The organism is Polaromonas sp. (assembly GCF_041689105.1).
Classification (GTDB): domain Bacteria; phylum Pseudomonadota; class Gammaproteobacteria; order Burkholderiales; family Burkholderiaceae_C; genus Polaromonas.
This window is the reverse complement of sequence record NZ_JBDNGU010000040.1, coordinates 1-20,410: the sequence shown is the minus strand read 5'-3', so window position 1 is coordinate 20,410 and position 20,410 is coordinate 1. Positions and strand designations below refer to the sequence as shown.

General features: G+C 64.0%; 23 protein-coding genes. 15 read left to right on the top strand and 8 right to left on the bottom strand.

The genetic code is table 11. The features are described from left to right. Positions 1-117: 117 nt before the first annotated feature. On the bottom strand, positions 118-1,815 hold the full coding sequence (locus ACESMT_RS03790) for a thiamine pyrophosphate-binding protein (RefSeq protein WP_372825242.1): 1,698 nt from the start codon (positions 1,813-1,815) through the stop codon (positions 118-120). A 216-nt stretch (positions 1,816-2,031) separates the two neighbouring features. Here ACESMT_RS03790 and ACESMT_RS03785 point away from each other — a divergent pair, with 216 nt between their 5' ends. Beyond that, positions 2,032-2,844: a hypothetical protein gene (locus ACESMT_RS03785; protein WP_372825241.1), complete on the top strand. Its 813-nt coding sequence runs from the start codon at positions 2,032-2,034 to the stop codon at positions 2,842-2,844. A gap of 36 nt (positions 2,845-2,880) precedes the next feature. Continuing rightward, complete coding sequence (locus ACESMT_RS03780) at positions 2,881-3,333, top strand: DUF2214 family protein (protein WP_372825240.1); 453 nt, start codon at positions 2,881-2,883, stop codon at positions 3,331-3,333. 17 nt (positions 3,334-3,350) lie between these two features. On the opposite strand, the gene ACESMT_RS03775 is transcribed toward ACESMT_RS03780, so the two are convergent. The 4 genes from ACESMT_RS03775 to ACESMT_RS03760 form a co-directional block, all read right to left on the bottom strand. Then, positions 3,351-4,043, bottom strand: coding sequence for a substrate binding domain-containing protein (locus ACESMT_RS03775; protein WP_372825239.1), 693 nt, complete (start codon positions 4,041-4,043; stop codon positions 3,351-3,353). A gap of 75 nt (positions 4,044-4,118) precedes the next feature. After that, complete coding sequence (locus ACESMT_RS03770) at positions 4,119-4,319, bottom strand: LysR family transcriptional regulator (RefSeq protein WP_372825238.1); 201 nt, start codon at positions 4,317-4,319, stop codon at positions 4,119-4,121. A gap of 18 nt (positions 4,320-4,337) precedes the next feature. Continuing rightward, positions 4,338-4,568 (bottom strand): hypothetical protein, encoded by a 231-nt coding sequence (locus ACESMT_RS03765; RefSeq protein WP_372825237.1) that lies wholly within the window; start codon positions 4,566-4,568, stop codon positions 4,338-4,340. A gap of 104 nt (positions 4,569-4,672) precedes the next feature. Continuing rightward, on the bottom strand, positions 4,673-4,981 hold the full coding sequence (locus tag ACESMT_RS03760) for a hypothetical protein (protein ID WP_372825236.1): 309 nt from the start codon (positions 4,979-4,981) through the stop codon (positions 4,673-4,675). A gap of 176 nt (positions 4,982-5,157) precedes the next feature. Between ACESMT_RS03760 and ACESMT_RS03755 the strand changes: the two genes are divergently transcribed. The 10 genes from ACESMT_RS03755 (at position 5,158) to ACESMT_RS03710 (ending at position 15,575) form a co-directional block, all read left to right on the top strand. After that, positions 5,158-5,817, top strand: coding sequence for a TetR/AcrR family transcriptional regulator (locus tag ACESMT_RS03755; RefSeq protein ID WP_372825244.1), 660 nt, complete (start codon positions 5,158-5,160; stop codon positions 5,815-5,817). 78 nt (positions 5,818-5,895) lie between these two features. Beyond that, complete coding sequence (locus ACESMT_RS03750) at positions 5,896-6,903, top strand: Bug family tripartite tricarboxylate transporter substrate binding protein (RefSeq protein ID WP_372825235.1); 1,008 nt, start codon at positions 5,896-5,898, stop codon at positions 6,901-6,903. Between the two features lie 16 nt (positions 6,904-6,919). Beyond that, the gene (locus tag ACESMT_RS03745; RefSeq protein WP_372825234.1) at positions 6,920-7,414 is read left to right on the top strand and encodes a tripartite tricarboxylate transporter TctB family protein; all 495 of its coding nucleotides are present in this window, start codon (positions 6,920-6,922) and stop codon (positions 7,412-7,414) included. A gap of 12 nt (positions 7,415-7,426) precedes the next feature. Continuing rightward, a complete protein-coding gene (locus ACESMT_RS03740; protein ID WP_372825233.1) occupies positions 7,427-8,917 on the top strand; it encodes a tripartite tricarboxylate transporter permease in 1,491 nt (496 codons plus the stop codon). Beyond that, positions 8,914-9,744 carry a sugar phosphate isomerase/epimerase family protein gene (locus tag ACESMT_RS03735; RefSeq protein ID WP_372825232.1) on the top strand — a complete coding sequence of 277 codons (831 nt, stop codon included), beginning with the start codon at positions 8,914-8,916 and terminating at the stop codon, positions 9,742-9,744. Before ACESMT_RS03740 ends, ACESMT_RS03735 begins: the two co-directional genes overlap by 4 nt. Beyond that, positions 9,741-11,093, top strand: a complete 1,353-nt coding sequence (locus ACESMT_RS03730; RefSeq protein ID WP_372825231.1) for a hypothetical protein — start codon at positions 9,741-9,743, stop codon at positions 11,091-11,093. Before ACESMT_RS03735 ends, ACESMT_RS03730 begins: the two co-directional genes overlap by 4 nt. Before the next feature lie 32 nt (positions 11,094-11,125). Beyond that, positions 11,126-12,289 (top strand): Gfo/Idh/MocA family protein, encoded by a 1,164-nt coding sequence (locus tag ACESMT_RS03725; RefSeq protein WP_372825230.1) that lies wholly within the window; start codon positions 11,126-11,128, stop codon positions 12,287-12,289. Between the two features lie 61 nt (positions 12,290-12,350). After that, a complete protein-coding gene (locus tag ACESMT_RS03720; protein WP_372825229.1) occupies positions 12,351-13,538 on the top strand; it encodes a dihydrodipicolinate synthase family protein in 1,188 nt (395 codons plus the stop codon). Positions 13,539-13,685: 147 nt separating this feature from the next. Then, the gene (locus ACESMT_RS03715; protein ID WP_372825228.1) at positions 13,686-14,564 is read left to right on the top strand and encodes a sugar phosphate isomerase/epimerase family protein; all 879 of its coding nucleotides are present in this window, start codon (positions 13,686-13,688) and stop codon (positions 14,562-14,564) included. A 111-nt stretch (positions 14,565-14,675) separates the two neighbouring features. Further along, the gene (locus ACESMT_RS03710; protein WP_372825227.1) at positions 14,676-15,575 is read left to right on the top strand and encodes a DMT family transporter; all 900 of its coding nucleotides are present in this window, start codon (positions 14,676-14,678) and stop codon (positions 15,573-15,575) included. Positions 15,576-15,580: 5 nt separating this feature from the next. On the opposite strand, the gene ACESMT_RS03705 is transcribed toward ACESMT_RS03710, so the two are convergent. Further along, positions 15,581-16,819, bottom strand: a complete 1,239-nt coding sequence (locus tag ACESMT_RS03705) for an MFS transporter (RefSeq protein ID WP_372825243.1) — start codon at positions 16,817-16,819, stop codon at positions 15,581-15,583. 74 nt (positions 16,820-16,893) lie between these two features. Between ACESMT_RS03705 and ACESMT_RS03700 the strand changes: the two genes are divergently transcribed. From ACESMT_RS03700 to ACESMT_RS03690, 3 genes are all read left to right on the top strand, one after another. Next, positions 16,894-17,658 carry an AraC family ligand binding domain-containing protein gene (locus ACESMT_RS03700; protein WP_372825226.1) on the top strand — a complete coding sequence of 255 codons (765 nt, stop codon included), beginning with the start codon at positions 16,894-16,896 and terminating at the stop codon, positions 17,656-17,658. Between the two features lie 259 nt (positions 17,659-17,917). Further along, entirely contained in the window at positions 17,918-18,814 is an 897-nt protein-coding gene (locus tag ACESMT_RS03695; RefSeq protein WP_372825225.1) for a DUF3014 domain-containing protein, read from the top strand. A gap of 237 nt (positions 18,815-19,051) precedes the next feature. Next, on the top strand, positions 19,052-19,873 hold the full coding sequence (locus ACESMT_RS03690) for a CAP domain-containing protein (RefSeq protein ID WP_372825224.1): 822 nt from the start codon (positions 19,052-19,054) through the stop codon (positions 19,871-19,873). 84 nt (positions 19,874-19,957) lie between these two features. On the opposite strand, the gene ACESMT_RS03685 is transcribed toward ACESMT_RS03690, so the two are convergent. Both ACESMT_RS03685 and ACESMT_RS03680 read right to left on the bottom strand, forming a co-directional pair. After that, positions 19,958-20,263 (bottom strand): addiction module antidote protein, encoded by a 306-nt coding sequence (locus tag ACESMT_RS03685; protein WP_372825223.1) that lies wholly within the window; start codon positions 20,261-20,263, stop codon positions 19,958-19,960. Between the two features lie 38 nt (positions 20,264-20,301). Further along, on the bottom strand, positions 20,302-20,410 hold a 109-nt coding region (locus ACESMT_RS03680), incomplete at its 5' end, for a transposase (protein WP_372824689.1).

The window sequence follows — 20,410 nt, the reverse complement described above, 5'->3', positions numbered from 1 at the left end:
CGCTCGCTACGCGTAACTCTCTGCCCCCCAGGGGGGCGCTGCGCCTGCGGGCCGGCGAAGCCGGACCCGCGGCCCCTGCTTGTAGAAGAGCCCTGCATGGGGCTTAACTGCCCAAGGTCACCGCTGCGCTGCGTTCGTGATCGCCGACAACGTGCCACGTGTGCTGATGACCTCCGGGTCCAGCATGATCTCGATCAGCGCGCCTTCCTTGCCTTGCAGGGCCTGGCGCATGACGGCTTCAAACTCTTCGGTGCGCGTGATGCGCGTGGCGGTGTAGCCATAGGCCCGTGCGAGTGCGCAGAAGTCCGGGTTCTGCAGCTGCGAGCCACTGACATGGCGCGGGTACTCGCGCTCCTGGTGCATGCGAATGGTGCCGTACATGCCGTTGTTGAGCAGCAGGATGATGCTTTTGGCGCCATGCTGCACGGCGGTCGCCAGCTCCTGGCCGTTCATCAAAAAATCACCGTCGCCCGCAATCGTGAACGCTGTGCGTCCCGACACGATGTTAGCCGCGATGCCGGCCGGCACGCCATACCCCATGGCGCCCACGGTGGGCGCCAGCTGCGTCTTCAGGCCCTTGACCAGCCCGTGGTGCTGGAAAAAACGATGCACCCAGCTCGCGAAGTTGCCCGCGCCGTTGGTCAGCACCGCATCTTCCGGCAGCAGCTTCTGAAGGGTGCCCACGATGGCTGGCATGTCGATGCTGCCAGGTAGCACCACCCCGCCATTGGCCGGGTCGATGTTGCCGAGGTAGTCCGCGTTGGCCGACTCCGCCCAGGCTTGCCAGGGAACAGAAACCGGTGCGGTCAGCACCTCCAGTGAACGCGCCGCCGCATTCATGGTGGCGTTGATGGCAAGGTCGGCCTGGAACACGCGGTTGAGCTCCTCGGCGCCGGCGTGAATGTGCACCAGCTTCTGTTTAGGACGCGGCGCTTCGATCAGGGTGTAGCCGCCGGTGGTCATCTCGCCCAGGCGCGGGCCGATAGCCAGAATCAGATCGGCCTGCTTGATGCGCGCGGCGAGTTTGGGGTTCAGGCCAATGCCGACATCACCGGCATACAGCGGGTGGTGGTTATCGAAGGTGTCCTGGAAGCGAAAGGCATTGCCTACCGGCAGCGACCAGTTCTCGGCGAAACGCTGCAGCGCCTGCGCGGCCTGCGGCGTCCAGCCGGCGCCACCGGCAATCACCAGCGGGCGTTCGGACTGCAGCAACATCTCGCGCAGCTTGCGCAGTGAGCCGGGGTCGCTCCAGGCCTCGACCGCCTCCACGCGCGGCAGCGGCGCTACATCCACGGTTTGCGTCAGCATGTCCTCGGGCAGCACCAGCACCACCGGGCCGGGCCGGCCGTTCATGGCTGTGGCAAACGCTCGCGCCACATATTCAGGGATGCGGCGCGCATCGTCGATGCGCTCCACACGTTTGGCCATGCCGCGCGTCGAAGGACCGAAAAAGCTGCTGTAGTCCACCTCCTGGAAGGCTTCGCGGTCGCGGGTGTCGCTGGCCACGTCGCCAACAAACAGAATCATCGGCGTGGAATCCTGGAAGGCCGTGTGCACGCCAATCGAGGCATTGGTGGCGCCCGGGCCGCGCGTCACAAAACAGATGCCGGGCCGCCCGGTCAGCTTGCCGTGGGCCTCGGCCATGAAAGCGGCGCCGCCCTCCTGCCGGTTGATGATGAAGCGAATCTGGTCGTGGTACGCATGAAAGCCATCGAGCACCGCGAGATAACTTTCACCCGGAACGCCGAAAGCATGGGTGACGCCCTGGGTCACAAGGCATTGAACGAGAAGATGGCCGGCAAGTTGTTGTGTCATGGCCGTATTGTCGCCCCCAACGGTCGCTCACTTCGCGTAGCGCCCTGCCCCCCGAGGGAACCGCTGCGTCTGCGGACCGGCCAAGCCGGTTCTGCCGCCCCTGCTGACAGATGGGTTGCCTAGGGAAGCGCTGAACAAGTCCCCTGCGGCACGCGGCCACGGTTCTACAGTCGTGGCTTCCCAACAAGCCACCTTCACCCTTCCAAAAGAACCGCTATGAAAACCACCCTTCAACTGATTCGCCGCGTCCCAACCGCCATTGCCTGTATTGCTCTGCTGTTGCTGGCCGCAGACCCGGCGCGCGCCGCTTTAGATGCGCCCAGCGCCGCGCGGCTGCAGGCACTCAGCGTCAACCCGGCCCAGGCTGGCGACCTGATTTACCGTGGTGCCACCTTTGCCCAGGGCGCAACCGGTGGCGAGCCGCTGTTTCGGTATGAGCGCCGCATCGCCACCACGCCCATGGGCTTGGAGGCCGCCCATTTGACGCGCGACCCGAAGCAAAAGCTGATCATTGCCGAGTCAGCCCAATTTAATGCGCGTTATGAGCTGCAGCGCTTCAACGTTCAAAACCAGCAGTCGGGTTACAGCGGCGAGGTGCAAGTGAGCGCCGACGGGCGGCAGTTGCAATACAGCCTGAACGACAACGGCACCCTCAGCACGGCAGAAGAAAAGATTGATGCACCTGCGCTCACCGGGCCGTCCACCTTTGGTTTCATTCTGGCGCACTGGAGCGAGCTGGCGGCGGGCAGGACCTTGCCGGTGCGGTTTATTGTGTTGAAAGAGAAGACCAGCTACGGCTTTGATATTCGCGCCGAGCGCGCCGCCAACGGCCAAGCCGCCTTCATCCTGACCCCCAGCAATTGGTTGATTCGCCGCTTCATTGCGCCACTGCATGTGGTTTTCGAGGTCAGCAGCAAGACGGCCGTGCGCTATGAAGGGCGGGTGCCACCCATGCAATCGGTGGCCGGTAAGTTGGTCGACCTGGATGCGCAGGTGGACTACACCCCGGTGACGACCAGCTACCGCTAGGCAGCGAACGCCCCGCTACCTCTGCAAATGCACACCATGACTTCATTGCTGGCCTTTTCACACGTTTTTTTTGCTGCTCTGGTGTTCGCCGGACCGGTGTTTGCGCTGGTCTTGCTCCGCCGCCCTTGGGATATCGGCACGGCGCAACGGCTGCGCCAGGTTAACCTGATCAACGGCATCGCCGCCACGCTGGTGCTGGTGATTGGCCTGTTGCGGCTTTTCTACTATGGCAAGGGCTCGAGTTACTATTTTCACAACCTGCCGTTTGTCATCAAGCTGGTGCTGTACGGCGTGGCCAGCGGTTTGTCGCTGGTGTCCACACTGGAAGTCAAGCGGTGGGGGCTGGAGCTACAGCAAGGGCAACTTCCCGTGTTGAGCGAGCGCAAGCGCGGCGACATGCGCACGGCGCTTGGTTGGCAACTGGTGTGCGTGTTGGGTATGGCAGTATGTGCCGTGCTAGCAGCCAATGGGATTGGTTCGTTGGGTTGATCGACTACAGGTCAGAACTACGGCGACCGGCCCAGCAAGGCATTCGCCGACGCAAGCCATGGGTCTTCGCGGTTGCCGCCAAACGTCTCGACCAAAAAGTCAATGAACACCCGGGTTCGCGCTGGCACGTTCTTGCGCGTGGGCATGGCGGCGTACAGGCTCAGGGTAACGCCGCGCCAATCGGGCAACACGCGTTGCAAACGGCCGTCTGCCAAAGCTTGTTCGGCCACAAAGGTGGGCAGCCCCGCCAGACCCAAGCCCGCCAGCGCGGCGGCCAGTATCAGGTCGATCTGCGTGGTGGAGAGCACGGGCGGCGGCAGCGGGAGGGTGACAGTGTTGACAGTGTCTGCGCCCGGCAGCGGCGTTTGCCGGTACAGCGTTAACTCGCGACGCACCGCAGATACCGCAGGTAGCAGGCCTTCGTGCCCGATCAAGTCCTGCGGTTGCAGGGGTGGGCCGCGCCGGGCCAGGTACTGCGGCGCGGCGCAAATGATGAAGGATGAGCATGCCAGCGGCCGCGCCACAAAGTCACCTTGCAGTGGCTGCTGGCCGATGGACAGAATGGACACGTCAAAGTTTTCATCCGCCGCGCTCACCGGGCCGGGGGTGGCAATTTCCAGGTGGATTTGCGGGTACCGTTGCTGAAAACGGGGTAAGTGTTTGGCGAGCTGGTGCGCTGCAAATGCCGGTGGGCAGAGCACGCGCAACACGCCTCGGGGCGTGTTGGTGGCGGCACCCGCCAGGGCATCGGCGTCGTCCAGGTCGGCCAGTATCTGTGTGGCGCGTTACAGGTAGGCTTCGCCAATGTCGGTGAGCGCCAGACTGCGGCTGTTGCGGTTGATCAGCCGCGCGCCCAGGTGCTGCTCCAGGTCGCCAATGGCGCGTGTTACCACGGCGGGTGCAAGGTCCAGCACACGCGCCGCCCCGGCAAAGCTGCCTTCGGCGATGACGTGGGTAAACACCCGAAGAGAACGAAGTTGATCCATGGTCGTCCCCAAGAAGAGTTATTCGCTGGCCGTATCGGGTCGGGACACGGCCTCGTTGGTTTTGATGCCGAACCCGGTAAAAACCAGCGGCTGGTTCAGCCATTGCCCACAGGGTAGCCAGTTGCCGGTGTGGTGCGCGCGCAGTTGCAGGTCGGGGTTGAGCGTGTAAAAACCGTTGCGCGTGGCGCAGCCAGCGCTGGCGGCTGGGCTGGTATTTGCTGTGCACGTCGGCACGGGCCAGTACCCCATTGAAATAGACGCGGCGCGCGCGTTCAGTTGCCAGCACGTTGACAATCAGCGCCCCCAGGCTCGCTCCCTGCACGTAGCTTTACCGTGATCGGCAGAGCATGCAACTACTCCGGAGTGGCGGCATCGCCGTCGCCACCGCCGGCCTCCAGCGCCTGCCGGGCCAGCTCCTCGTCGCTCAGCGGCGGCGCGTTTTTCAGGGCGTCGAGTTCTTCGAGGAATTCGGCCGTCGGCTCCTCATGCTCGAGCAGCACTTCTTCCAGCTTCTGGCGACCGGTCTCCACATGCACGGACGGTGAATGCAGGTCAGTGGGTGGCACGGGAAATTTTTCACCCAGCTCGAATTTCAGCGCCTCGGCCTTTTCATCGACCCAGTGCGTAAAGTCACCGTCTTTGGGCGTGTTCGAATCGTTCATGGCCGTCTCCTTGGGAAGTGGCATCGGCGCGGCTGGCCGGTCCCTGCGCCATTATGAGCATGGGCTTGGTACAGTGCCTGTCATCCAATGCCGCAATCGCCACTGTTGTCGCCGTCGTCGCCGCACGTTCGGTCAGCAACCTTGCATTAATTCACCAAACAGTTAAATTATCAGCCATGCCGAGCGCCAAAGCCAAAACCGCAAAACCCGCCGAGCCGCGCTCTCGCGATGCCGACCGCTCGCAGTTGGCCATCCTGCTGGCGGCCCGCGACGAGTTTGCGCAGCACGGCCTGGGCGGTGCGCGGGTCGACCGCATCGCCGAGCGCGCGGATGTCAACAAACGCCTGATCTACTACTACTTCAAAAGCAAGGACGAACTCTTCCTGGCGGTGCTTGAAAGCACTTATGCTGACATCCGCACTGCAGAGATGCAATTGCACCTGCGAGACATGGAACCAGCGCAGGCGATCCGTCGGCTGACGGAATTCACGTGGGAGTATTACATCGCCCACCCCGAGTTCCTCACGCTGCTCAACAGCGAAAACCTGCACCAGGGAAGGCACCTGGCCATGTCCGGCCGGGTACAGGAAATGAACTCGCCGCTGATCGAAACGCTCGCCGAAATCCTCGAGCGGGGCCGCAGCGAAGGCTTGTTTCGTGGCGGCATCGACCCGGTTCAACTGTATGTCTCGATCGCTGGCCTCTCCTATTTTTACCTCTCCAACAACTCCACGCTGTCCGCCATCTTCGGGCGCGACCTGATGGGCACCAAGGCGCTCAATGAGCGGCTGTCCCACATCTGCGACGTGGTCCTAGGGTATGTCCTTAGAAACTGAGCCCGCCGCTTGATTGACCTGCAGTTCGTCGCTTTCTACAATTCACCTTCTAGTGAATTAACAACGAAGGAGATCTGCATGAAACCTGCCCTGTCCATTCGCGGTCTGCTGATTGCAGGCTTGCTGTCCGTCAGCGCCACTGGCGCGATGGCGCAGTGGAAACCCACCAAGCCCATTACGCTGATCGTGCCCTGGGCGCCGGGCGGCTCTACCGACCAGGTAACCCGCGTAACTGCAGCCGAGCTTGAAAAGTACCTTGGTCAAAAAATTGTCATCATGAACCAGCCTGGCGCTTCTGGCTCCGTCGGCACCAAGAACGCGATGGAAGCTCCCAAGGACGGCTACACCTGGACAGCAGGCGGCGCGAAGGACCTCGGCACCTACAAAGTGCTCGGCATGCTGGACACCTCGGCCAGGGACTGGAACCTCTATCTCAACGTGGCGCACATCGCCGTGGTCGGCGTCAATGCCGACACGCCCTACAAAACCATGCCTGAGCTGCTGGCCGCCATGAAGGAGAAGCCAGGCGCCATTTCTGTCGCCACGGCAGGCGTCAACTCCAGCGGGCATTCGGCCATTGAATCGATTGCCCGCGCAGCGGGCGTGACTTACAAGCACGTCACCTACGACGGCGGCGCGCCTGCAGCAGTCGCAGCCGCATCAGGCGAGACCCAGGTGACCACCCAGCTCGCAGCAGAACAGACTGACATGATCCGGGCTAAAAAAATCCGCCCGCTGGCGGTGGTGGGTGACAAATCAATTGAGATTGAGGGTTACGGCACGATCCCCCCGTTGTCGCAGTTCATCCCCGGCTTCAAGGACCCGATTAACTACTTCGGTATCTTTGTACCCAAGGGCGCACCGCCTGAAGTGACCCAAACCCTCGACAAGATCTGGGCCACCGAAATGCTCAAGAACGAAGCCCTGAAAAAATACGCACAGGCACGCGGCGCCATGTTTGCCCCGATGGCCGGGGAAGACGCGCAGAAGGCGGTGTTCCCGGCGATCCAGTCTTACGCCTGGACGCAGCAGGCCGCGGGCAAGGCCAAGGTGTCGCCCGACACTGTCGGCATTCCAAAACCCTGACCACCCACCCTATTCCATGACCGAGGGCGTTAATACCGCCCGCTCCGACCTGTTGGGCGGAGCGGGGTGGGCCGGGTTTGGCCTGTTGATTGTGGCGGAGTCCCTGCGCATGGACCGATTCAAGTCCATGGGTGCAGAGCTCTACACGATGCCGGGTTTTGTGCCGGGCATGATCGGCAGTGTCATTGTGCTGCTGGGCGTCATCCTGATGCTACGGGGCTGGCGCCGCCGGAACACCGCTGCCGCAGCCCAGGATGGCCCAGCGCCGCCGGTGCTGAACCGCCGGGTACTGGCCACGCTGGTGCTCAGCCTGGTGTATGCCGCTGGCCTGATCGGTCGCGCGCCCTTCTGGCTGGCCACGGCATTGTTTGTGGCGGCCTTTGTCTGGTGTTTTGCGCCGCCGGAACAAGCACACGCCAGGCGACTGCTGGCTGCGGTGCTGGCCGGCGTGCTGACCGCCCTGGTTGTGACGCTGGTGTTCCAGTACGTCTTTCTTGTCCGTCTCCCATGAAAAATGTCCCCCATGTTTGACGGATTCATCATGTTTGGCCAATCGCTCGTGCGCTTTGGCACGCCCGAGGTCATCTTCTACGCCTTGCTGTCCTCTCTGGTCGGCGTCATCATGGGCGCCCTGCCCGGCCTGACGGCCACCATGGCGCTGGCGCTGATGACCACGCTCACGCTCAAACTGCCGGCCAGCCAGGCCTTGCTGATCCTGATCTGCACCTATGTCGGTTCCATTTACGGTGGCTCGCGCTCGGCCATCCTGCTCAACATCCCGGGCACACCGGCCTCGGCTGCCTCCTGTCTGGATGGTTATGCGCTGGCTCGCCAGGGCATGGCCGGCCGGGCCATGGGCATCGCCACGACGGGTTCGGTCGTGGGCACGCTGATCGGCATGTTTTTCCTGGCAGGCTTCACGCCGATCCTCGGCGGGCTGGCCCTGAAGTTCGGCGCCTATGAGTTTTTCTGGCTGGCGCTGTTCGGCGTGATCATTGCCGGCACCTTGACGGGCGACGACCCGCTCAAAGGCTGGATCGCCGGCATCGCGGGCCTGTTCATTGCCGGCATCGGCCAGGAACCGCAATACGGTTATGAGCGTTTCGCCTGGGGCGTGCGCGACCTGGCCGGCGGCATCCAGCTGGTGCCAGCCCTGGTCGGTGCCTTCGGCTTCGCCGAGTTGCTGACGGCCATGAAGGAGCGTCAGGCACCGGTGAAGATCAGCCCCTTCGACACCGTCATCCCCAAGCTGCGCGACGTCACCAAATACTGGCGCACCATCCTGCGCTCCGGCCTGATTGGCACCGGCGTCGGCATTGTGCCGGGCGTCGGTGAGGACGTGGCAGCCTGGTCATCCTACGCCGCAGCGAAGCGCGCCAGCAAAGAGAAAGAGCTGTATGGCAAGGGCTCGGTCGAGGGCCTGATGGCTGCCGAGACCGGTGACAACGCCTGCGTGCCAGGCGCGATGATTCCGGTTCTCACGCTCGCGATTCCGGGCTCAGCCCCTGCGGCCGTGTTGATGGCCGCGATGATCATCCACGGAATCAAACCGGGCCCGCTGATCATGGTGGAGAACCCGCAATTTGTCTATGACGTGGTGGCCATGATGCTGTTTGCCACGATCGGCATCCTGATCTATGGCCTGGTGCTGACCAAAGCGCTGGTGCAGGTGCTGCGCGTGCCGCAGCACTACATCGTACCCATCATTTTCGTACTTTGTTCGGTCGGCAGCTTTGCCATCTCCGGTCGGCTGTTCGATGTCTACGTCATGCTGGCCTTCGGCATCCTGGGGTTTTTCCTGCGCAGCTTTGGCTACCCGATGGCGCCGCTGGTGCTGGGCATCGTGCTGGGTGACCTGCTGGAAAAAAATCTGCGCCGCGCGTTGATCCTGTCCGACGGCGACCTGAGCCCCTTCTTCACCCGGCCCATCTCTGCGGTGGTCGCAGCACTCATCTTCGGCACCATAGGCTGGAAAATCTACAGCCTGCGGCGCTCTGGAAAAACCGCCCTATGAAGCTCTCGCTGTGCAACGAGGTGCTGCACCCGCTTGCGTTTGACCGGCAATGCGCACTGGCAGCCGCCTTTGGCTACACCGGCCTGGAGCTGGCGCCCTTCACGCTGACCCAGGACCCGCAGACGCTGGACGCTGCGGCCGCGCGGCGCTTTCGCAGCACCGCGCAAGCACACGGTCTGGCCATCTCCAGCCTGCACTGGCTGCTGGTCAAACCCGATGGCCTGTCGCTTGTCAGCGCAGACACCGTCGTGCGGCAGCAGACGCTGTCCCTGCTCAAACGCCTGATCGATGTCGCCGCTGCCTGCGGCGCGGTCGTGCTGGTGCATGGCTCACCCAAGCAGCGCTCGCCCCTGCCCGGTCAGAGCCTTGCCGACGCCGTCGAACGCCTGCACGACGCGCTGGCTGAACTCGCGCCCCACGCCGAAGCGGCGGGGGTGGTCTATTGCCTGGAACCGCTGTCGCCCGCAGAGACACCGGTGATCAACACGGTGGCACAGGCCGCAGCCATGGTCGACCGCATCGGCTCACCAGCCCTGCGCACCATGCTCGACGTCAGCGCCGCCTCACAAGCCGAGAGCACACCGGTGCACGAGGTGCTGGCGCATTATTTGGCCAGCGGTCACATCGCGCACGTGCAGCTCAATGACAAAAACCGCAGGGGGCCGGGCCAGGGCGACACGCCGCAACAACCGGTGCTGCAGGTTCTCAAAACCGCAGGGTATGCAGGCTGGATGGCAGTCGAACCTTTCGACTACCAGCCCGACGGACCCGGCTGTGCAGAGTTCAGCGCCCGTCATGTCAAGGCCATCTGGAGCACATTGACGTGAGCGCCGTCACTATCCGCTCCGTTGCCCTGTTCGAACGGCCGGTGACCTTGCGCCTGCCTTTCCGCTTCGGCGCAGCGACGGTGACACGTTGCCCGCAGGCCTTTGTGCGTGTCGAACTCGACATTGGCGGGCGGACCTTTGAAGGCGGCAGTGCCGAACTCATGGTGCCCAAGTGGTTCGACAAGTCCCCTGACCTCACGCATGAGCAGAACTTCGAGCAGCTGCGCGAGGCCCTGCGCACCGCGCGCGACGCCTATGCCAGCGCCGAGGGCGGGCAGAGCCCGCATGGGCTGTCCCATTCAGCCGGGGCTGCGGCCATCACGACGGCGGTGGCACGCGGCCTGCCGCGACTGGCCGCGCAATTCGGCCCTGCCCTGCTGGACAAGGCCATCGCCGACGCAGCCCTGCGCTGCGCCAGCCTGTCCTGGGTCGATGGTCTGCGGGCCGGCGTGCTCGGCGACCCCTGGTCGCCCTTGCTGGCGCTGGTCAAGCCGCGCTCCGTCACGCTGCGCCACACGGTGGGCCTGGCCGACCGTCTGACCGACGGCGATGCAGGCACGGACCCTGACGATGGCCTGCCCGCCACGTTAGATGCCGCCATCGCACGTTATGGCCTGCACCACTTCAAGCTCAAACTGTCGGGCCGATCGGACGCTGACCTGGACCGTCTCACTCAGATTGCGGCTGTGCTCGATGCGCGCGCAGGCGACTACCGCGTCACGCTGGACGGTAACGAAACCTTTGCCGATGCGCAGGCGCTGGGCGCGTTTTGGCAAACGCTCAAGCAAGCGTCGCCACTGGCCGGCCTGCTGCGGCGTACCCTGCTGCTCGAACAGCCGCTGGCACGCCGTGTCGCGCTCGATCAGTCCATCGCCGAGCTGGGCATCGATGTCCCCGTGATCCTGGACGAATCCGATGACCAGGCCGACGTGCTTGAGCGCGGCCTGGCACTGGGTTACCGCGGCATCTCGAGCAAGGCCTGCAAGGGAATCTACCGCTCGCTGGCCAACGCAGCGCGCATTGCGCAAGAACCCCAGCGTCTGCTGCTCTCAGGCGAGGACCTGACCTGCCAAGCCGGTCTGGCGGTGCAGCAAGACACCTTGCTGGCGGCCAGCCTGGGGGTGACGCACATCGAGCGCAACGGCCACCACTATGTCGACGGCTTCGGTATCGCGCCCGATGCCGAAGCGCAGGCTTTTGCCACGGCGCACCCCGGCTTTTACGAGACCCATGCCGGCCGCCCGCACCTGGCCGTGCACGGCGGCGAGTTGGACCTGTCTTCGCTGCACGTCCCCGGCTTTGCCAGCGCCACGATGCCGCGCTGGGACAGCCTGCAACCCATTGTCTGATTTCATACCAAAACCACCTCAAGAGAACTTTCATGGCTACACAAAGACTCGGAATCATCATGCACGGCGTCACTGGACGCATGGGCATGAACCAGCATCTGATCCGCTCCATCGTCGCGATCCGCAAGCAGGGCGGCGTCACGCTCTCCAACGGCGACAAGGTGATGCCCGACCCGATACTGATCGGCCGCAATGCCGAAAATATCGAGGCTCTGGCCAAAACCTGGGGCATCACCCGCTGGGGAACCGATCTCGACGAAGCGCTGAAGAACAAGGACGACAGCATCTTCTTTGACGCCGGCACCACGCAGATGCGCCCCACCCTGCTGGCCAAGGCAATCCGCGCTGGCAAACACGTCTATTGCGAAAAACCGATTGCCACCAACCTCAACGAAGCCGTCGAGATCGCGCGCCTGGCTGAGAAATCCGGCCTGAAACACGGCGCGGTGCAGGACAAGCTTTTCCTGCCCGGCCTGCGTAAACTCGACATGCTGCGCCGCGCCGGCTTCTTCGGCAAGATGCTGTCGGTGCGGCTGGAGTTCGGCTACTGGGTGTTTGAAGGCGACCTGCAGCCTATCCAGCGCCCGAGTTGGAACTACCGCACCGAAGACGGCGGCGGCATGATTCTGGACATGATGTGCCACTGGCGTTACGTGCTGGACAACCTGTTCGGAGAGGTCAAGTCCATCTCCTGCATAGGTGCCACGCACATTCCCGAGCGCTGGGACGAAGACGGCAAGCCCTACAAGGCCACTGCCGACGACGCCGCCTACGCGACAGCCGAGCTGATCGGCCACAACGGCGAGCCGGTGATCGCACAGATGAACATGTCCTGGGCCACACGTGTGCGCCGCGACGACCTGGTCACCTTTCACGTCGATGGCACGCACGGCTCGGCGGTTGCCGGATTGAGTTCGTGCCGCGCGCAGAGCCGCGTCACCACGCCGCGCCCGGTGTGGAACCCGGACGAAAAACAGATGATGAACTTCTTCGACCAGTGGCAGGAAGTGCCCGACTCGCAGACCTACGACAACGGCTTCAAGATCCAGTGGGAGCATTTCATCCGCCACGTAGTGGAAAACGAGCCCTACAAGTGGACGCTGCCCGAAGGCGCCAAAGGCGTGCAACTGGTCGAGGCCGCGCTCGAGAGCTGGAAAGAACGCCGCTGGGTGGACGTTCCTGCGCTACAAGTTTGATAGCTGCTTGCGCCCGCCAGATAAGGGCTGGAGTCCGATTTGATACATAACAGGTGATTTCATGGCTTTATCCCTCACCCTGCCCGTCGCTGCGGGCGGCCTGCAACCTTACGCACTGCGCGGCACCACGCCGGTCCGTCCGGCCAAGGGCCTGGCCTTCAACCGCATCGCCTACTCGGCCGCGCACGTGGTCGCCGACCCGCTGGCTGCGGTAGACCCATGGGTCCATTGCGCCATCGACTGGGACAGCACCATCGCCTACCGCCGTCACCTGTGGTCGCTGGGCCTGGGTGTCGCCGAAGCCATGGACACCGCACAACGCGGCATGGGCCTGGACTGGCCGACCTCGCTGGAACTGATTCGCCGTTCGCTCGATGCAGCGCGCGATGTACCCGGCGCCCTGGTAGCTTCGGGCTGCGGCACCGACCACCTGGTGCTGGAGCACGTCAAAACGGTTGATGAAGTGATTGCCGGCTACGAAGAACAAATGGCGGCCATCGAAAAACTCGACGGCAAACTCATCGTCATGGCCAGCCGCGCGCTGGCCCGCGTCGCCAAAAGCCCGGCGGACTATGAGCGTGTTTACGACCGCATCCTGAGCCAGGCGAAGCAGCCCGTCGTGTTGCACTGGCTCGGTGAGATGTTCGACCCGGCGCTGGCGGGTTACTGGGGCAGCAGCGAGGTTGAAAAGGCCATGGACACCGCGCTGGGCATCATCAACGCCCACCCCGACAAGGTCGACGGCATCAAGATCTCCCTGCTCGACAAAGACAAAGAGATTGCGATGCGGCGGCGTCTTCCTTCGGGCGTACGCATGTACACCGGCGATGACTTCAATTACGCCGAGCTGATCGCGGGGGACGGCCACGGCAGCGAACGGTTCCATGGCCAGAGCGACGCGCTGCTGGGCATCTTCGACGCGATTGCACCGGCCGCCAGCGCCGCGCTGGGTGAACTGGCGCAGGGCAATGTGGGCAAATTCCATGCCATCCTCGGCCCTACCGTGCCGCTGTCGCGCCACATCTTTGCCGCGCCCACACGGTTCTACAAAACCGGCGTCGTTTTCATGGCCTGGCTCAACGGCCACCAGAAACACTTCACCATGGTCGGCGGCCAGCAGAGCACCCGATCGCTGCAACACCTCGCCGAATTGTTCCGCTTGGCCGACGCGGCGAATCTGCTGGAGCATCCGGAACTGGCCGTGCATCGCATGAAAACGCTGCTCGCCCTACATGGTGTTGAACATTGACGCCCGTTTTTACTCCCTCGCCCTCTGGGAGAGGGCTGGGGTGAGGGCCTCCCCGACTCCAGCATCCCAAACGCCGAACACCCTCACCCTCACCCTCACCCTCACCCTCTCCCGCCAGCGGGAGAGGGAATAAATCCAGAGGCATCCATGCGCGACTTCTCCCAAGACCACCGCTGGCTCTCCATCAACACTGCGACCGTTCGCAAAAGCCGGGGTGTGGAGCAGCCGCTGACCAACATCATCGAAGCCTGTGTGCAGCGCGGTATCCGGGCGATTTCGCCCTGGCGCGACCAGGTGGCTACCGCCGGTCTGCCGGCCATTTCGAAACTCGTGAAAGACCACGGCCTGGCGCTCTCGGGTTATTGCCGCGGCGGCATGTTTCCCGCCAACGATGCGGCCGGCCTGAAAGCCGCACATGAGGACAACCGCCGCGCCGTGGACGAGGCCTGCGAGCTGAACGCCGCCTGCCTGGTGCTGGTGGTGGGTGGCCTGCCCGGCGCGCTGGCGGGCCAGGCCGCGCACAAGGACATCGCGCGGTCGCGCAACCAGGTCACGGATGGCATTGCCGAGCTCCTCGAGTATGCAAAGGCCAACAACATGCCGCTGGCCATCGAGCCGCTGCACCCCATGTACGCGGCCGACCGCGCCTGCATCAACACCCTGGAGCAGGCGCTCGACGTCTGCGACGCGCTCGATCCCGCGCGCACTGGCACCCTCGGTGTGGCGGTGGATGTGTACCACTTGTGGTGGGACCCGAAACTTGAGGCGCAAATCAAACGCGCCGGCAAGGACAGGCTGATGGCCTTTCATGTCTGCGACTGGATGACACCGACCACGCACCTGCTCGAGGACCGCGGCATGATGGGCGACGGCGTCATCGACATCCCGCGCATCCGCGGTTGGGTCGAAGCCCAGGGTTTCGCCGGCTACAGCGAAGTCGAGATTTTTTCGTCGGGCAACTGGTGGCAACGTGACACCGCCGAGGTGCTGGACACCTGCATCGCCCGGCACCGCCGCGCGGTCTGAGGCTTTGTCCGGTCTGCCTTCGCGCCCGTAGGGGACATCGAGGAGAATCCTCGTAACGCGCCGCCCGGTACGCGCCGCAATCGGATCGATAACACCAACTTCACCCACCGCATGAACCCTGCTCTTCTCGCCGCCGCCAACCGCCGCGGCATCGTCTGCATGGTCGGCGCCATGGGTTGCTTCGTCACCAACGATGCGCTGGTCAAGTTCGCCAGCCAGAGCATGCCCAGCGCGCAGCTGATCTTCATCCGGGGCTTCATGTCGGTGTTGCTGGTGCTGGTTCTGGCCCATGCGCTGGGCGCCACCACCCGCCTGCGTGAGGCTACACGCGGCTGGGTCGCTGGCCGCGCGCTGGTCGATGCGATCGCCACCATGCTGTACCTTGGCTCGCTGTTTCACCTGCCCATTGGCAACGCTACCGCCATCAACCTGGCCGCGCCGCTGTTCATGACGCTGTTTGCAGCGCTCTTCATGGCCGAGCGTGTGCGCGGCGCCCGCTGGCTGGCCGTCTGCGCCGGTTTTCTTGGCGTGCTGCTGGTCATCCAGCCGCGCGCGAAAGGCTTCAACGGCTGGGCGCTGGTGTGCCTGCTGGGCACGCTGTTCCACGCGGCGCGCGACCTGATGACGCGCCGCATTGGTGCGGGGGTCCCGTCCATCCTGATCACGTTGGCCACGGCCGTCGCGGTCACCGTGGTGTCGGGCGTCTCGTCGCTGCTGCAGGGCTGGAAAGCTTTCGGGCCGTTCGAGTTGGGCCTGCTGGCGCTGGCCTCGGTTTTTCTGACGGGCGGCTACTACTTCATCATCAGCAGCATGCGCCACGGCGAGATGACACTGGTCGCGCCCTTTCGCTACAGCGGCCTGCTGTTTGCGCTGGTACTGGGTTATGGGGTGTGGGGCGAAGTGCCCAATACGCTGGCATGGAGCGGCATTGCGCTGCTGATCGGCTCGGGCCTGTTTGTGCTGTACAACGAGCGACGACACCGCCGCGCAGCCGAAGCGCCCGTCGCCTGACTGGCTCAGGCCATGGCCAGCGGCGTGCGCCGCACCCGGCGCACATTGAAGGCGCTGGCAATCAGAATGCCCAGCGTCAGCGTCAGCCCCAGCAACACGCCGCGGTACATCTGGTGGTCCATCATCACGCCGAAAATCAGCGGCGACACCGCCTGGCCGATGTCCAGCCCCGCGTACACCACGCCGTAGACGCGGCCGGAGGCGTTTTCAGGCGTGGAGCGCTTGACCAGCAGGTCGCGCGACGGCCCGGCAATGCCGGCCGAAAAGCCCATGATGCCGAACAGCACTGGCACCACCCAGGCCGGAAAGCTCCCCAGCGCCAGCAACAGCGCCACCACGGCCGCCACACCAAAGCCGCTAGCCACGATGCGCTCGCAACGCGCCGGGTCCGAGGCCAGAAAGCCGCCGACCACCATGCCGCCGGCGGCGCACACCATGTAAATCGTCAGGCACATCGCCGCCAGCGCGAGAGGTACGTCGTGCAACTGGCGCGCGGCCTCGGGCGCAAAGGCCTGCACCACGCTGAGCACTATCGCGTACCAGAAGAAGAAGGCAAAACACATCCACACGGCGGGGATTTTCAGAAAACTCAAGGAGCTGTCCGCCGCCGCTGCGCCCCTGGCTGGCGCGGCCACGGTCAGCGTCAGCTTGTCGCGGTTCAGCATCAGCACGACCAGCACCATGAACGCCAGCGTGCCGGCGCCCATCAGCGCCACGCGCCAGGAGAACATGATGGCAAGCGGCACCAGCAGGGCCGGCGCCAGCGCCCAGCCCAGGCTGCCGGTGATGCCGTGTACGCTGTAGGCATGGCCCAGGCGCGGCGGGCTGACCTTGCGGTTGATCAGGGTGTAGTTCACCGGGTGAAACACGCCGTTGCCGATGCCCGCGAGCACCGCGAAAGCCGCCAACATCCAATAGCTGGTGCTGACCGCATAGCCAAAGGCCGCCAAGCCCAGCAGGCTCAGCCCGGCAAACAAAATCGGCCGGGGGCCGAAGCGGTCCACCACAAAGCCCGACAGCGCCTGCACCGCGCAGGACACCACAAAGAAAATCGTCATCAGGAAACCGAGCTGCGCGTAACTGACCGCGAACTCCTCCTTCAGCCACGGAAACAGCGGCGCCAGCAGCAGCTGGCTGAAATGGCTGATCATGTGCGCCAGGCCGACCAGGCCCATCACACCGGCGTCCTGGCGCAGGCTGACCGGGTTGAGGGGCGGCGGATTCAGGGTGCTGGTGAAACTCATGGGCGTATCGTAATACCGGGCCTGGTTTTCCTGAATGCGACAGAACGCCATCATTTAGTGAATTTCAGCCAACCATGCCTCGCCCCACCGCCAGAACCAGTACGCCGCTGCGGTCGGTTGACGGCGTCGACGCCTTCACGCCCAGCCCGGCGCGACCGGTGCGCGTGCGCTCCCGCAGCATGGCGGCCGACACCCACTTCCAGCCGCACCGCCACCCTTGGGCGCAACTGGCCTACTGCACCAGCGGCATCGTGCAGGTGACTGCCGCAACGCCGGACGAGGTCACCTACATCGTGCCGCCGTCGCGTGCGGTGTGGATCGCGCCCGGTGCACTGCACGCCATCAATGTGCTGGAGGCGGCAGAGTTCCGCACGCTTTACATCCATGCACAGGCCACCTCTGCCCGCTGGCTGGGTTGCAGTGTGATCGTGGTGTCGCCACTAATGCGGGAAATGGTCCATTTCCTGGACATGCACGGCGGGTCCGGACTCAGCCCCACGCGTGAAGCCATGCTGAGCGGCCTGCTGATCGACGAGATCGCAGGCGCCGACACGCAGCCGCTGGGCGTGCCCATGCCGCATGCCAACAACGGCGACAAGCGCCTGCGCGCCTTGTGCGAAGCCGTGCTGCGTGCGCCTTCCGAGCGCGCCACGCTGGCCGAGTGGGCAGAGGACACGGGCGCCAGCGAGCGCACCATGGCGCGGCTGTTCCGCGACGAGCTGGGCACCAGCTACCAGCAGTGGCGCCAGCGGCTACGCCAGCGACAGCGCTTTCTCGGCGATGTTCAAGGCTGCGATGGGGCAGTCACCGAGTTATTTTCAGAACAAATAGGGCTGTAGCCCTTTCCAGTCGGGCACAAGCAGCTATTAAAACAGGAGCTGTTTATATGCATTTCACCGCCTCGCCAGCATGGGTTTAACGTGAAATTCGCGAAACGACGCTTCTCACCCTCGCCCGCTTGTGGGAGAGGGCCGGGGTGAGGGTACTGGCATGGCGTATTAATTTCATAATTTGGGTTGGCATGTCGCCATGCCAGTTAGGGCGGTGTTAGCATGAAAAGCCAACCTCAGAAGCACGTCGTACGCGTCGTCTACAACCATGACCCACAATGCATCGCGGCTGGTGACAGTCCTTGTCCTGGCCGCCCTGGGCGCAGGCGCCTGGTACTGGTGGCAGCAGCGCCAGCAACCCCTGCCGGCTATTCCCCCAACCCCCGTGACGGTGGCGCCTGCGCCGTCGCTGGCTGCCTCCGCCCCGGCCTCGACGGCGATTCAATACCCGATTACCGCCACGACCGATGAGCCCGCCGCTGGCACGCCCCTGCCCGCGCTGGCCGACTCCGACGCCTTGTTGAGCATGGCACTGGTCGAGCTGTTGGGCCGCGACAAGGTGCAGACCTTTTTGCACCTGGAGGGTTTCGCCCGCCGCGTGGTGGCGACCACCGACAACCTGGCCCGCGAACACGCAGCACCTGTGTTGTGGCCCGTGGTGCCGACAGCCGGCCGCTTCACCACCCTGGCCAATGGCGGTGAAGCCGGCAACACCAGCGCCGTCATGACCCGCATCAGCCCCGACAACAGCCTGCGCTACACACCCTTTGTGCTGTTTGTCGAGTCGGTGGACTCAGCGGCCGCTGTGCGTCTGTACAAGCGGCTGTACCCGCTGTTTCAGCAGGCTTACGAAGAGCTGGGTTTCCCTGGCCGTTATTTCAACGACCGGCTCGTCGCGGTGATCGACCTGCTGCTGTCCACGCAGGTGCAGCCCGGCCCGCTCGATGTGGCGCTGGTCGAGGTCAAGGGTCCGATCCCCTCAGTGCGGCCCTGGGTGCGTTATGAGTTCACCGACCCGGCGCTCAAGAAGCTGTCGGCAGGGCAAAAAATGCTGCTGCGCATGGGGCCCGTCAACCACCGACGGCTCAACGCCAAACTACTGGAAGTCCGGCGCCTGGTCAGCAGCGGTGCGCCAACGCCGGCAGTCCCCGCTACACGTCCCTGAGCCGGCGCAGCGGACCCGCACACATTTTTTTTAAGCCAAACAGGCCTACAGCCCATGCCAGTCGGTCGCGTTAAGCTATCAAAATCAGAGCGCTTTAAAGCCTGACCTCCCACGAAATCCGAGCGGTTCACGCGGGGGCCGGCCCCGCGTAGCTATCATGGCTCGATGAACTTCCCGCGCAGCCTTGCAGCTGACCCACCGGCAAGGCGGCTGCCAGCGACCCTGCTCACTATTGGTATGCTGGCATTCAGCGCGCACCTGTACTCGCAAACACCATCGATGGCGCATCCGACACTGCTGCGTGCGGTCAACGCCATCCGGCAACAAGGCTGCGGTTCAGGCCCCGTGCGGGCGCCGACGTTGCGCGAAGACCCAGCCCTGTCGCTCGCTGCCGTCATGATTTCCGGCGGCGCCAAACTCGAAGACGCCATCCAGGCCGCAGGCTACCGCCCGGTACGCGCCGCCAAGATTACGGTGAGCGGCATCACCGGCCCCGCCGCGCTGACGGCCAAGGTTCTGGGCAAATCCTGCGCAGCGGTGATGCCACCTTATTTGCTCGACGCCGGCTTTCACCAGCGCGACAAACAGACCTGGGTGGTGCTGGCCGAGCCTTTTTCAACGCCTGCCGCCTCACAAGGGGAAGAGGTCGAGGCGCGCATCCTGGCACTGGTCAACGCCGCGCGTGCGCAGCCACGGCGCTGCGGCAACCAGGCGTTTCCCGCCGTGCCGCCCCTGCTGCCGCAGTCGCTGCTGACAGAAATCGCCGCCGGTCACGCCACCGACATGGCGCGCCACAGCTACTTCAGCCACACCGCGCGTGACGGCAGCACGGCAGCCGTGCGCGCCACCCGCGCCGGCTACCGCTGGCGCAGCATTGGCGAAAACATCGCCGCCGGGCAAAGAACCGCTGACGCTGCAGTGCAAGGCTGGCTCAACAGCCCCGGCCATTGCGCCAACATCATGGCGCCGAATTTCGAGGAGATGGGCGCGGCGTTTGTGGTGAACACCCAAAGCACTTCGGGGATTTATTGGGTGCAGATGTTTGGGGCGGGGAGGTAGGCCATTGCTCGAGGACGGCCTGAGCCTGGATTTTTGTAATAGACCGCAATTTCCGGCGATGCGAAATGCCAGCACCCGAAAGGGTTAGCCCACTCGCTTGGCGGTGGCTCGCGTTGCATGTAGCTGGAGCCCCAAAGCGCCGACGACCCGAAGGATGGTTGCGAACTCGGGGTTACCGGACGGGGACAGAGCTTTGTAGAGACTCTCCCGCCCCAAACCTGTCTCACGCGCAAGCTGAGACATGCCCTTGGCGCGTGCGATATCGCCCAACGCGGCAGCAAAGAGAGCGGCGTCGCCTTCTTCGAGTGCCGCCTCAAGATAGGCGGCCATGTCTTCATCAGACTGAAGATGTTCTGCGGGATCCCAGATGCGAGTAGCTGTCTTGGTCATTTTTTTGGCTCTTCGTTAATTTCACTGTGATTTTTTCCTCACGCCCAACCCAAATCCAACTTACCGCAATGAAACAGAATTCTTGCCCGGTAGTTGGTGAAGCTGCGAAACCCACGGGCATTGGCCTTGATGAGCTGGATGGCGCTG